The 12,997-nt window shown below is 60.0% G+C and carries 12 protein-coding genes; 6 read left to right on the top strand and 6 right to left on the bottom strand.

The features are described 5' to 3' along the window. Position 1 precedes the first annotated feature (1 nt). On the top strand, positions 2-163 hold the full coding sequence (locus tag ACYQ14_RS18500) for a hypothetical protein (RefSeq protein ID WP_459890279.1): 162 nt from the start codon (positions 2-4) through the stop codon (positions 161-163). On the opposite strand, the gene ACYQ14_RS18495 is transcribed toward ACYQ14_RS18500, so the two are convergent. Together ACYQ14_RS18495 and ACYQ14_RS18490 are read right to left on the bottom strand one after the other, a co-directional pair. Further along, entirely contained in the window at positions 157-918 is a 762-nt protein-coding gene (locus ACYQ14_RS18495) for an SDR family NAD(P)-dependent oxidoreductase (protein WP_459890277.1), read from the bottom strand. The genes ACYQ14_RS18500 and ACYQ14_RS18495 overlap by 7 nt on opposite strands. Positions 919-1,117: 199 nt before the next feature. After that, positions 1,118-2,356 (bottom strand): phenylacetate--CoA ligase family protein, encoded by a 1,239-nt coding sequence (locus ACYQ14_RS18490; RefSeq protein ID WP_459890275.1) that lies wholly within the window; start codon positions 2,354-2,356, stop codon positions 1,118-1,120. A gap of 373 nt (positions 2,357-2,729) precedes the next feature. Here ACYQ14_RS18490 and ACYQ14_RS18485 point away from each other — a divergent pair, with 373 nt between their 5' ends. Further along, on the top strand, positions 2,730-3,515 hold the full coding sequence (locus tag ACYQ14_RS18485) for an IclR family transcriptional regulator (RefSeq protein ID WP_283838661.1): 786 nt from the start codon (positions 2,730-2,732) through the stop codon (positions 3,513-3,515). 469 nt (positions 3,516-3,984) lie between these two features. On the opposite strand, the gene ACYQ14_RS18480 is transcribed toward ACYQ14_RS18485, so the two are convergent. After that, positions 3,985-4,320 carry a hypothetical protein gene (locus ACYQ14_RS18480; protein ID WP_459890273.1) on the bottom strand — a complete coding sequence of 112 codons (336 nt, stop codon included), beginning with the start codon at positions 4,318-4,320 and terminating at the stop codon, positions 3,985-3,987. A gap of 135 nt (positions 4,321-4,455) precedes the next feature. Between ACYQ14_RS18480 and ACYQ14_RS18475 the strand changes: the two genes are divergently transcribed. Continuing rightward, a complete protein-coding gene (locus tag ACYQ14_RS18475; protein WP_459890271.1) occupies positions 4,456-4,821 on the top strand; it encodes a Rieske (2Fe-2S) protein in 366 nt (121 codons plus the stop codon). 13 nt (positions 4,822-4,834) lie between these two features. Here the strand turns inward: ACYQ14_RS18475 and ACYQ14_RS18470 are convergent, their stop codons facing one another. Beyond that, positions 4,835-5,956, bottom strand: a complete 1,122-nt coding sequence (locus tag ACYQ14_RS18470; RefSeq protein WP_459890269.1) for an amidohydrolase family protein — start codon at positions 5,954-5,956, stop codon at positions 4,835-4,837. Between the two features lie 484 nt (positions 5,957-6,440). Here ACYQ14_RS18470 and ACYQ14_RS18465 point away from each other — a divergent pair, with 484 nt between their 5' ends. Both ACYQ14_RS18465 and ACYQ14_RS18460 read left to right on the top strand, forming a co-directional pair. Next, positions 6,441-7,982, top strand: coding sequence for a GMC family oxidoreductase (locus tag ACYQ14_RS18465; RefSeq protein ID WP_459890267.1), 1,542 nt, complete (start codon positions 6,441-6,443; stop codon positions 7,980-7,982). Between the two features lie 84 nt (positions 7,983-8,066). Further along, complete coding sequence (locus ACYQ14_RS18460; RefSeq protein WP_459890265.1) at positions 8,067-9,101, top strand: 2,3-butanediol dehydrogenase; 1,035 nt, start codon at positions 8,067-8,069, stop codon at positions 9,099-9,101. 116 nt (positions 9,102-9,217) lie between these two features. Here ACYQ14_RS18460 and ACYQ14_RS18455 read toward each other — a convergent pair whose 3' ends face one another. Next, complete coding sequence (locus ACYQ14_RS18455; RefSeq protein WP_459890263.1) at positions 9,218-10,663, bottom strand: aldehyde dehydrogenase family protein; 1,446 nt, start codon at positions 10,661-10,663, stop codon at positions 9,218-9,220. Between the two features lie 171 nt (positions 10,664-10,834). Here ACYQ14_RS18455 and ACYQ14_RS18450 point away from each other — a divergent pair, with 171 nt between their 5' ends. Beyond that, complete coding sequence (locus ACYQ14_RS18450) at positions 10,835-11,800, top strand: MBL fold metallo-hydrolase (RefSeq protein WP_459890261.1); 966 nt, start codon at positions 10,835-10,837, stop codon at positions 11,798-11,800. A gap of 24 nt (positions 11,801-11,824) precedes the next feature. On the opposite strand, the gene ACYQ14_RS18445 is transcribed toward ACYQ14_RS18450, so the two are convergent. Then, complete coding sequence (locus tag ACYQ14_RS18445) at positions 11,825-12,973, bottom strand: acyl-CoA dehydrogenase family protein (RefSeq protein WP_459890259.1); 1,149 nt, start codon at positions 12,971-12,973, stop codon at positions 11,825-11,827. Between the last annotated feature and the right edge of the window lie 24 nt (positions 12,974-12,997).

Raw genomic sequence — 12,997 nt, 5'->3', positions numbered from 1 at the left:
GATGGCATTGTGTGAAACGACGCGGACTGCGTACCAGTCGCAACGGCTCGAGAAGCCGAAGTCGGCGTCGACCAACGCGTTCGCGAGCGGACGCCCAACCGTATCGACGGTCGCAACGGCTCGAGAAGCCGAAGTCGGCGTCGACCTCGAACACCCTTACTGATCTTGCAAGAAATCGGGCCACTCCTCGGGCGGCTTCTCGAGGTAGTCGGGTCGTTCGTTGAGATTCCCGCCGCCCTCGATTTCGAGAACCGTCCCGGTGATGTAATCGGAGAGGTCGGACACGAGGAACAGGACGCCGTCCGCGATGTCGTCGGACGTGACGCCGCGACCGAGCGGGCCGCTCGGACCGCCGCCGGGACAGATCGCGTTCACCCGAACGTCCGGCCCGAGGTCTCGAGACGTGTGCTTCGAGAGGCCGATGAGGCCCCACTTCGAAGCGGTATAACTTGGATTGCCGTGGACGGTGACGTTTCGACCTGCCATCGAGGAGATGTTGACGATGCGCCCTTGCCCGTGTTTTTGCATCTCCGACGCGACGGCCTTCGTGCAGTTGAACGGACCCGAGAGGTTCAGGCCAACACCGTCGGCCCACGTGTCGAAATCGAGTTCGGTAAAGTGGTCGGTCGTGCTCCCGCCGGCGTTATTGACGAGGATCTCCACGCTTCCGAACCGGTCGACCGTGGCCTCGACGAGCGCCTCTGCGGACGCCGGATCGGTCACGTCGCAGTCGACGACCTCCACCTCGATATCGTAGTTTCGAAGTTCTTCGGCCGTCTCCTCAGCTTTCTCGACCTGGACGTCGGCGATCACGATGTTGCTTCGGGCCTCGCCGAGGCGTTTGGCGATTCCGCGTCCGAACCCCTGTGCTCCACCGGTGACGATTGCAGTCTCATCTGTCAGATCGATATTGATCATGTGTTCCGCTCACTTGCGACAAGGATAAGCATACCGAATTCTCTCGGGCGTTGGCACCGTTCTCCGCTGGGTCGTTGCACTACGCGTCTTCTTTCGCTGGCTCGAGAACGGTGTATTCCGACGGGTCGCGGCTGTTCGACGGCGGAGAGTACCGCGGGCTAGCGCTGTTCGCTCGGCCGTTGTGCGTGCGTCATTGGAGTCAGTTGCGAACTTCGATAAGGTTCGTCTTGTACTCGTCCGTCGGGAGGTCGTCGACATCGACGACCGTGGGATCGACACGGACTTTGAGCTGACCGCGAACGGTGTCGACGACGTCGTTGATGAGGTCCGATTCGGGCCGTGTGGTGTTCGGCTCGGACGCGATTTCGATCGAAATCGGATCCTCGAAGTGGACTTTGTTTTCGTCGGGGACGATTATTCGAACTCGAGGTGCGACGCCTTCAACCTCGGAAATGACGTCACGAACCGCCGACGGGAAGACGTTCATGCCCTTGTAAATGAGCATGTCGTCGGTTCGGCCGATGCACTGAATCTTCGGCGACGTTCGACCGCAATCGCAGTCGGTCCCCGTCACGCGGGCGTAATCACCCGACCGGAATCGAACCAGCGGCGTCGCTTCCCGGCGCAGGTGGGTGTACACGAGTTCGCCTTCGTTCCCACTTTCGAAGGGTTTGGTCTCGCCCGTTTCCGGATCGATCAGTTCGACGTGCGCGTGGCCTTGACCGTGGAAGTGCATCCCCGATTCTTCCTCGCACTCGGCCCACATACAACCGATGACGTCTCCCAGTCCCATCGCCTCGCGGACCAGGTTCGCGTCCCAGATGTCGTAGAACTCGGATCGGATCTCCGGGTTAGAAATTCCGGGCCCACCGCCGCCGATAACCTTCGTCATGGGCAGATCCTCCGGCGAAACGCCGCACACTTCCTCCGCCTGTTCGGAGAGGTATTGGACGTGTGAGGTGGTCGTCCACAAGACGTCCGGATGGATATCGGTCGCGACGGAAAGCAGTCGGTCGGTGCTTTCCCCGCCCGCGGGGACGACGTTCGCACCCAGTTTCGTTAGCGACTCGAAATACGGCGTTCCGCCGGTGATCATCGTTTGTCCCGCCCCGAACAACACCGTGTCCGACGGCCGGACCCCCACCGTGTAAAATGCGCGCTCTTGGACCGTGTTCCAGTCGCGTCGATCTTTCGACGTGAGCCCGAAGTAAGTGGGTTTGCCCGTCGTTCCGGACGACGAAATGACGCGGTTGAGCGCCGAGGTAGGAGCGGTTTGGTGTTCGCCAAGGGGTTTGGCCGGCGTTTGGCTCGCTTGACAGTCTCGCTCGTCCTGTTTCGTCATGAACGGAAGCTCGGCGAACTCCTCGAGCGTACCGATAGCCGTAGGATCGACGTCCCACTCCTCGAAGAGACGGCGGTAGTATGCTGATTGTTCCATGAGATATTCAAGCTGACTGGGAAGGAGACGCTCGTGTTCAGCGAGTACTTCTTCCCATGGCTGAATCTCAATCGGGTCGTAAACATCAACCATGATTTGGTAAGTCACTGCCTAGCTAATTCAGTCTATCGGTTCGTCTCTTCGAAACTAGTCGGATACAAACTCCAAGAATTGGTCAGCGTCGTCGGTTACCGCCTGCCTGTCGGACTGAAGTCGAAATGACGACCCTTCGTCGGATCTCGCCCATCGAAAGTCCTCGAAGCCGGCTGAACCGAACTGACCTAAGATTTCGATGGGAGAAGAACGAGAGGAAGTGAGCGCATTATTTTGACCCTCACAAAAGAATATATACCTTCATTCTATATTATTATCCATGTCGGATGAAAGCCGCCGAATCCAATCGGTCGATCGGTCGTTTCAGATACTTCGCCAAATCAACGAAACCGGCTGTAGTAGTGTCTCGGAAATTTCCGAAGACGTCGGCCTCTCACCGGGGACCGTCCACACGCATCTGGCAACCCTCAAATCGAATGGGTTCGTCAAGCAAGAGGGAGAAAAATACAAGTTAGGAATGGAGTTCATCCCCTTCAGCGAGCGGGTGCGAGGCCAGACCGACCTCTTCCGAGCCGGCAAGATGGAGATTGAGAAGTTAGCTCACGAGTACGACGCCGTGGCGCACCTGATAACGGAATATCAGGGCAAGACGCTTATTCTGTACGAAACCTTCGGGAAGGACGCCATCGGGAAAGAGATACACACCAAGAAACGAGACGAACCGCAAGTTCACACCCACTGTACGGCTGGCGGGAAAGCGATACTCGCCCACCTGCCCGAGTCGGGGGTCGAACAAATCATCGAACAGCAGGGGTTACCGGCGTACACGTCCCACACGATAACCGACGAGGACGAACTGTACGAGGAACTCGACCAGATTCGCGATCAGCGGTACGCGGTTAACAACCAGGAGGTCGTGTACGGAAACCAGGGTATTGGCGCGCCGATCATCGACGAGCACGAAACCGTCATCGGCGCGATAAGCATCTCCGGCCCGGCCAACAATTGGCAGGGAGAACAACTCGAGAACGAACTCGCCAAGGCGGTCATTCGATCGGCGAACAACATCGAAATCAACATTCATACCGGAACTGGCCTGCTGTAGTATTTGAGGATGTCAAACTGGTGGCGACTCTTCCCTCCGAACTATACATGTGTATGGCTGTAAATTCGCGCGCTTTTGTTCGCGACTGAGATAATTACGGGGTCCCTCCCGAAAGACGCGACAGATGTAGTGAGTTAGATCGATTGAGAGCACAAACAACTGGTGATTCCGACAGAATAGCTTGATCCGATAAAAGTAGATTGATGATTACCCACGGAATCTGTATCCCGGTTGTCTTTTTCCGGTGCAATAAATCAACGCAGGGAAAGCGGATAGCAGTCGATCGCTCCAGTCATTTGACGCTCTCAAATCAATTTGAACGATTCGGAGAACCCTGCTCTGCCGGATCGCTAGACGGTCATCGATCCGCGGATCACGATCGAGGATCAGTAGGACCGTCCAAATGATTTCGGCTGTCTGATGGACGGTCTCCAACGGCGGTCCGAGTTATCTCCGAGTGGTTGATCAGTCAGTCGGTCGCTCCGATCTCACCGGTCGCTCGTTCAACCGCGGATCTGAACGCCGCCGAATCGATATGATAGATCGTGTTGCCACTGTCGTCGCGCGATCGTTCGACGGAAAACGCGTCGTCGCCGTCGATTTGGACGGTCCATTCGTCGGTGTATTCAACGTTGATACCGAGAAACAGAATCTCGCAGTCGTGGACCAACTCGAGAGTCGGAACAACCTCGTGAACGTAGACGCTGTCGTCGAACCGGGGTGGCTCGTACGACGGAAGATCCATCGACGCTCTTGCGCGTTCGTTTGCCCGCCACCAGTCGGGTTTCTTTCGATCACCGCTCATGCGTGAGCGTTCAGTCTCGAGATGGAAGTACATGTCGACGTTTCAGTTTCACTTCAGTGTACCACCTAAACCGGTCATACCGGCGCGTGCCATGTCACCGAAACCATTAATAATGCAACGGTGGATCGACTGTGCATGGCGGAACACTCGATCGTCGAAGCGAGCGAATTAGCCGACGGTGATCACCTCGTGGTCGAACTTGAAGGTCGCGAGATAGGCGTCTTCAACATTGACGGCGACTACTACGCGCACACGAACTGGTGTGCACACCAAAGCGGACCGGTTTGTGAGGGGCAAACCGCCGGATTTCTCGATGCGGAGTTCAACAGGGAGTCACTGGAAACGGACATCGAGTGGACGCGCGAAGACGAAATCATCGCCTGTCCGTGGCACGGGTGGGAGTTCGATCTGGTGACCGGCGAGTGCCACTCGAAACCGGGAGTACAGTTGATCTCACACGACGTATTCGTTGAGGACGGCGAAATCGTCGTCTGCGTCTGATCGTTTAACGCGATCAGATCGGCAACCCGAACGCGTCGATGGCGTTTTCTCCGAAGACACCGCGTTGTTCTTCCTCCGAGAGGTGACTGAAGAAGCCACGAATCGTCTCCGGGTTGTCGATATCGAAGTGGGGGAAATCGGTCGAAAACAGGATGTTTCCCGACCCGACGATGTCGATGATGTCGGCCATGTGCGATCGCTTCGAGAACTCGCCGAGCGGTTGGGTCCCGAAGTAAAACTGATCTCTAATGTACTCTTCGGGCATCTTCTCGAGCAATGGTGCCTGGCTCCGCCAGGTACTGTACTCGCGGTTCAGCCGCGACATCATGTACGGTACCCAGCCGATGCCCGACTCGAGGAAGATGAAGTTTAGATCCGGGAACTTCGCCGGCGTCCCCTCCAAGATGAGACTCGTCATCACCCACATCATCGAGTACGGATGGCTGAGCGTGTGTAGTTCCGGCATCGTCGACATCGAACCGATGATCCCCGGCATCTCCCACATCTGTCCGGTCGCCGTGGTGTGGAACGCGATCGCCAGGTCGTTGTCCTCCGCGGCGGCCCAGATCGGATCGTACCGGGAGTCGCCGAGCCCACGCTCCTGTCCGCCGGGGTGGACGAGGACTGCGACCATCTGTCGCTCGTCTGCGAGCCGTTCGATCTCCTCGACGGCCGCTTCCGGCTCCCGCGTCTGGATCGATATACTACCGAAGTAGTCGTCGTTCGAATCGAGGAACTCCTCGAGCAAGACGTCGTTGGTCGCCGGCATCTCCTGGAGGATCTGGTCCGTGTCGGGGTAGACATCCCACATTGGGGTCATATTGATGACCGGGTAGTCGACTCCCAGTTCGGCGCGGAGCGTTTCGTCGATGTCCGACGGCTCCAGTACGGGATCGAACCCTTCGAAGTTAAATACGCTCATCTTGCCGGGGATTTCGCTGTGAGCTCCCGACCGGGGGAACCCGTAGCCACCGGACCCCTTGTCGGGATCTAACAGGTGACTGTACGGCATCTCCATTCGTTCGGCGACCATCTTCGCGATCTCGGGGATGTGCCCCTCGACATGGACGTCCGAATCGATCACGGTGAACTCTTGGAGTGGTTGCTTGTCACTCACTCGCGTAGGTGAACCCATAGGAGCTAGCATTCGGTGCTAAATAATAATAGTTTGCACGTACGCGTTTTCCCTAGCTACTGTGAGAGGGCTCGCGACGATCCAGTGCCGCAAGCCCGAGCGTATCTTGAGCGGTTCGTGTTTTATTTCACGCCCGAGAGAGGGAGTTGGCTAAACATGGCCGAAATAGAACTGGGCGTGCTCAAACGTCAGTGTCTCGACCGACGGATCTACCACGCAGCGACTCCAGGCGGAGGTCGCTGCGTAGCAGGATCACCGCAACGGATCTTTTCGGTCTATCGAGTGGCAATTCACGACTACTGATGCCTGGGTCAAATTTCGCCAGCTCTATCCAGTCGAGTCCGAAGTGAGTTTCCAACTCCGGAGTTGAAGTGACACTGGGCGTTGATGGTAACTGTCGCAAATGAGAGAGCCGTTTCGGATTGAATCAGCCGCTGTGGCGGGTTGAGCCGATCGACATCTATTAGGTGTGTGAACAATTAATATGGCAATTATAGCCATGTACGATTACATCATCGTCGGCGGTGGTAGTGCCGGCTGTGTCCTTGCGAACCGGCTTACGCAGGATCGGACTGTCGACGTGCTTTTGCTCGAGGCGGGGGAACCGCAAGAAGACCGCGATACTGTGAAAGATCCCACTCAGGTGTCGGAGTTATTGGGGTCGGACATCGACTGGAAGTTTTCGATCGAATCACAACCCGGTCTGAACGGGCGAGCCATCGACTGGCCGCGAGGCAAAGCGCTCGGCGGCTCGAGCGTGATCAACGGAATGGCCTACGTTCGGGGTCACCCGTGGGATTTCGACAATTGGGCGGACCAGGGCAATGACGGCTGGAGTTACGAGGATCTCCTGCCGTATTTCAAGCGGTCCGAGGATTTCACGGGAGAGGCAGATGAGTTTCACGGAACCGGCGGCCCGTTGAGCGTCGACCAGCGAGGGAGTTCCGACACCTTCTCCGAACTGCTCGTCGATGCGGCGATCGAAGCCGGGATGGAGCCGAACGAGGACTTCAACGGTCGAAAACAGGCGGGCGTCGGCTACTATCACTCCACGGTCGACGACGGGGAGCGCCACAGCGCTGCTGCGGCGTTTATCGAACCGGTCCTCGATCGGCCGAACTTGACCGTCGAAACGTCGGCTCACGTTACCCGTCTGCTGTTCGACGGTGATCGCGTCACCGGAGCGGTCTACGAACAAGACGACGCCCAAACCGAAGTGGAAGTCGACGACGGCGGCGAAGTGATCCTTTCAGCAGGCGCGATCCAATCTCCGCAGTTGCTCATGCTCTCGGGCATTGGCTCGGCCGATCACCTCGAAGAGCACGGCATCGACGTGCGACGGGATCTTCCCGGTGTCGGCCGAAACATGCAGGATCACCTTCGCGTCTCGATCGCCTACGAAAGCCCCGAACCGATCGTCCCGCCGGAGGAAGCGGACCCGGAAACTCGCTTCGATCGAACCTTGGTCGGCGCGTTCGAGCGATCTGACCCGGCGCTTCCCGCACCCGACATTCAGTACGGCCTCGCGGTCGGGATTTCGCCGGAGGATCCCAAAGGGGGCTTTTCGATTACGGCCTTGCCGCTTCGTCCGGAGAGTCGCGGACGGCTTACGCTCCAGTCTCGTGATCCGTACGAGCAGCCGAAACTCGATCCGAACTACTTGGCGACCGAGAAGGACGTCGAGGATATCGTGACGTGCATCCGACGGGCACGAGACATTGCACAGACGGACGTTCTCTCCGAGTACAGGGAAGTGGAGGTTCGGCCGGGCCCGGACGTACAGTCGGACGAGGAGATCGCGGAATTCGTCAGGGACACCGTCATGACGGGGTATCATCCGACCTGTACGTGCAAGATGGGCTCCGGAGACGATGCGGTCGTCGACGATCAGCTTCGTGTACACGGGGTGGCGGGGCTTCGCGTCATCGACGCCTCGATCATGCCGAAGATCACGAGCGGGAACACGAACGCGCCGACGATCGCGATCGCCGAGAAAGGCGCGGATCTGCTCGAAAACGCCCGGTAACGATCGTCTTCGAAGCCGCGACCGTCGTGTTTCGATCATCGTCCCTATATTTTATGCCGGGGCGGTTCGTATTCGCCAGTGGTTATGCAAGCAGCCCAATATTACGGGAATAGGGATATCAGAGTCGAGAACGTGGACGAACCGTCCCCCGACGAGGGCGAGGTACTGATCGACGTGGACGCCTGCGGAATCTGTGGCTCCGACGTCGGTGAATACCTTCACGGGCCGCGATCCGACGATAGGGTCCCGTACACGATGGGTCACGAGGTAGGCGGAACGATCGCGGAGACCGGCGACGACGTCGATATCGAAGTCGGTACCGAGATCGTGCTAAACCCGCTCGTCGCCTGCGAAAACTGCCCGCGTTGTGCCGAGTCGAAGTACAACCTCTGTGAAAACCTCGAGGTTATCGGCGCACAACGATCCGGAGCCTACGCGGAGCGGGTGACGGCCCCGGCCGGCAACGTGGTTTCCCTTCCGGACGGTGTTTCGCCGGAGATGGCCGCGGTTTCTGAGCCGGTGACGGTCGCGTTTCACGCCCTGATGCAATCCCCGCTCCGACCGGGTCAGTCCGTCGCGGTCGTCGGGCTCGGCCCCATCGGGCTGGGCCTGGTACAGCTCGCCAAGGCCGCCGGTGCCGGTCCGGTTTACGCGTCGGGACACCGGGAGGCCCGGCGAGAGCTCGCTCGCGAGTGCGGCGCGGACGTCGTCATTGATCCGAGAGAAACGGATCCGATCGAACGGATCAGGGACGAGACAGATGGTGGCGTCGACGTCGCGTTCGAAGTGGCCGGCAAGGAATCCGCGCTCAACGACGCGATCAAGGCGACCAAACCGAGCGGACACACCACCCTCGTCGGCGTGTTCAAGGGTCCGGTGGAGTTCGAGCCGATGGACCTCGTCAACAACGAGCGATCCGTTAACGCTTCGGCCGCCTATCACACGGGGCCGCTCGCCGACCGAGACTTCGGCGCGGTGCTCCAGAAAATCGCGACCGGCGCGGTGGACCCCGAACTCCTCGTTACGTCTCGGATCGCCCTCGAGGATATCTCCGACGACGGGTTCGAGGCGCTCGTCGACGGCGACAGCGAGGAGGTAAAGGTTCTCGTTCGACCGTAATCGGTCGAATCGGAACGACACGTTGACCGGCGCTTCGCGTGTTAGCGGGTGTAATTTCACGCTAAAACGGTGATACGATGGTTCGACTGTCTCTCGGATGGTGTTTTCGGATCCGCCTATTCGTCCATCGTCATGTCGATGCAGACGTTTTTCGTCTGCAGGTACGAATCGAGCGACTCGAGGCCCATCTCGCGGCCGATTCCACTTTTCTTCATCCCGCCGAACGGTGTCGCCGCCGATCCGCCGAACCACTGATTCACGTATATCGACCCGGCTTCGATCTCGCGTGCCGTCTGGAGCGCCCGCTTGAGGTCGTTCGAGAAGACGCCGCCCGTGAGTCCGAGCTCGACGTCGTTCGCGATCTCGACGGCTTCTTTGCGGTCCGAGAACGGAATAACCGTAAGTACCGGCCCGAAGATCTCCTCTTGGGCGATCTGCATCTCGTTGCTGACGTCCGAGAAGACGGTCGGCTCGACGAAGTACCCGTCCCGATCGAGCGCTTTGCCGCCGGTCTCGAGCGTCGCGCCTTCCTCGAGGCCGATGTCGATGTAGTTGAGCACCTTATCGTGGTGTGCGGCGTGGTTGAGGGGACCCATATCGGGATCTTCCATGCCCGGGCCGAGCGTATAGGCCTCCGCCCGTTCGACGATCCGCTCGACGAACTCGTCGTAGATCGACTCGTGGACGATGGCCCGGTCTGCGGCGGCACAGATCTGTCCCGTGTTGCTGAAGATACCGATCGCGATCGAAAACACGGCCTCGTCGAGATCGGCGTCGGGCATCACGATCGCCGGGTTCTTGCCGCCGAGTTCGAGCGTGACCGGCGTGATGTCCTCCGCTGCCGATTCCATCACCGCCTGTCCCGTGGGGACGCTTCCGGTGAACGAGATCGTGTCGACGCCTTCGTGCGAGGAGAGGGCGGCGCCGGGCTCGGTCGCGCCGGTGACCACGTTGATAACGCCGTCGGGGACGCCGGCCTCTTTACAGATTTCCGCGAGGTGGAGCGACGAAAGCGGCGTCGTCGGTGCGGGTTTGATAACAACCGCGTTTCCCGCGACGAGCGCCGGTGCGGTTCCCTGCGCACTCAAGTTAAGCGGGGCGTTCCACGGGATGATCTGAGCGCTTACTCCATATGGCTCTCGAATCGTAAAATCCAGCGTGTCCTCACCGACCGGGATGCTTTTGCCTTCGAGCTTGTCCGCCGCGCCCGCGTAGTACTCGAAACACCCGGCCGCCCCCTCGACGGCACCCCGGGACGCCGTCAACGGCTTCCCCTGATCGAGCGTTTCGACTTCCACGAGCGTCTCCGCGTGCTCGCGGATGCCGTCTGCGATTCGCTGGACGATATCGCCCCGTTCGCCGGGCTTTTTCGCTTGCCACTCATCGAGCGAATTCCGCGCGGCGGCGACCGCCTCGTCGACGTCGTCGGCGGTCCCCGCCGCGAACTCCGCGATCGGTTCCTCAGTCGCGGGGTCTTCCGTCGTGAGATAGTCGTTGCTCGAGGCCGCCACCGTCTCGCCATCGATGAATAACTCGTACGTCTCCTTTATTCCGTTTGACATAGTATATCAACAGCGGGGCTGCGTCGGTGTTCCGGGTAAACCGCTGTAGAAAGTTACAACAAGCTCATACTAAATAATTTTACCGATGCCGGATCGTCGCCGAGGAGTTCAGCGGACAGCAACGACCAGAACGAGTAAGAACTATACCCGTTTCCGAGGAGGATAAGATACATGCTCGACGGTACGACGACGATTTCGCGAGTCGAATTTCCGATGGAGTTTCCGCCCGGACGCGCCGCCGCGTACGTTCTCGAGGGCGACGAGGTGATCCTGTTCGATACCGGCCCCGCCTCGAAATCGACACCGACGGCGGAGTCGATTCCGTTCGCCGAACGGTGTGAGTACTCCCCCGAAGAGATCTCTCACATCTTCCTAACGCACCCGCACCCGGATCACGTCGGTCGGCTCCGCGAGGTCCTCGAGCGAAGTAGCGCGGACGTGTACGCGCCCCTTTCCGCTCGCGATCGTCTCAGCCGCCCTCTCGACGTGGTGAGCGATCGAATCCAAGACGTGATCGCAGAGAGCGGATTCGATCGATCCACGCGGACGGGGTTGTTCGACGAGGAGATGCGATTACAGCGGTGGATGCGGGCGAACTTCCCGCTCGACGCCGTCGATCACTGGCTCGTCGACGACCAGCGCGTCACGGTCGGCGACCGGACTATCGACGTGATCTGGACGCCCGGCCACCACGCCGACCACCACTGCTTCGCGACGACGGTCGACGGCGAGTCGGTCCTCTTCTCCGGCGACATGGGTATCGAACCGTTCCGAGCGCTCCTCCTCAACAACCGTCTGGACCGGGAGTACCACAGCGCCGTCGCGAGCTATCGGCGCTCGCTCGACCGCCTCGAGGAGCGCACCATCGACCGAATCTTCCCCGGACACGGCCCCGTCCACGACGCCCCGCTCGAGTCGTTTCGGAACGATCGCGCGAGCCTCGATCGCCGGATCAAGGGTGTTTCCGACGCGCTCGTCGACGGGCCGATGACGGCCGCCGACGTCACCGAGGACGTTCTGGAGGAGGCTCACGCGATGCACTTTTTCCCCGAGATTCTCAGTACGCTCACGTACCTGGTCAACCGCGGACGGGCGTCTCGCGAGCGCGACGGGGACCTCGTCTACTACGCTCGCTGAACTCGTTCGAGTACCCCCGGAAAATTAGGTGTAGCGGTAGATTAGGTCGCGCTGAATCTCGTTGACGCCCTCGTAGATGATCGGGAGCCGCGCGTCGCGGAAGAGTCGGGAGATCCGACGTTCGTCCAGCACGCTCCGTCCGCCGTGGAGTCGCATTCCGGTCTCGGTGCATTCGACGGCCGTTTCGGTCGCCTTTGTCTTCGCCATCGCCGCCCAGTCGGTCGCGTTCGCGTTTTCAGCCACCTGCTTGGCGGCGCGCCAGGTCAGTGCCCGCGCGCTCTCGAACTCCGTTCGGGCGTCTGCGAGGTCGTGTTGGACGGACTGAAAGTCGCCAATCGGTCGTCCGAACTCCTCGCGTTGTTCGACGAACTCCCAGGTCTCCTCAAGGGAGGCGGCGGCGATTCCGAGGCCGTGTCCGCTTGTGGAGATCCGGCCGTGATTGAAGAACTCGGAAACCATCCGGAGCCCCTCGCCCTCCTCGCCGACGAGGTTCTCGGCCGGGACCCTGCAGTCGTCGAACTCGATGTGGGCCTGCTGGGACGCCCGCATTCCGATCTTTTCGGGGATATGTTCCGCGGCGTATCCCGGCGCGTCCGTCGGAACGATAAGCAACGAATGGTTGCCGTGTCTGTCGTCCGGATCGGAGCCCGTCTTCGCGTAGACGAGGAGCCAGTCGGCGTCGATCCCGTTTCCGATCCAGTACTTCTCGCCAGTTATCACCCACTCGTCTCCGTCCCGCTCCGCGGCGGTCGTCATCCCGGCCAGATCGCTCCCCGTTTCCGGCTCCGAAATTGCCATCCCGGTGCGCTCCTCGCCCGCCGCGACCGGCGGCAAGCGCGTTCGCTTCTGGCGTTCCGTTCCGTACCGCTCGAGGATGTTCGTCCCGAAACTCCGACTCCGAATCGCCATTCCAATGCCGGCGTCGGCGCGGAAGAACTCCTCCGCGACCGCCAGGTTCTCGAGGAGCGATGTGTCGCGGCCGCCGTACTCCTCGTCGATCTCTATTCCGACGAGATTCGCCTCGACCGCCGCGTCGACGACCGCTGTCGGGTACGTCCCGTCGTCGAAATGCCGCTCGGCGTTCGGCTCGATGTACTCGTGTGCGAACGCTCGAGCCTCTCGCTTAATCGGCCGAGCGGACGCAGGAACCGATGATTCGTCCAGTAACTCCATGTTGGATAACTGAAGGACGGCGAC

This window comes from Halostagnicola bangensis, from assembly GCF_054653435.1.
Note: the sequence above shows the minus strand (reverse complement) of the source record. Positions and strands in the feature narration are given on the sequence as shown.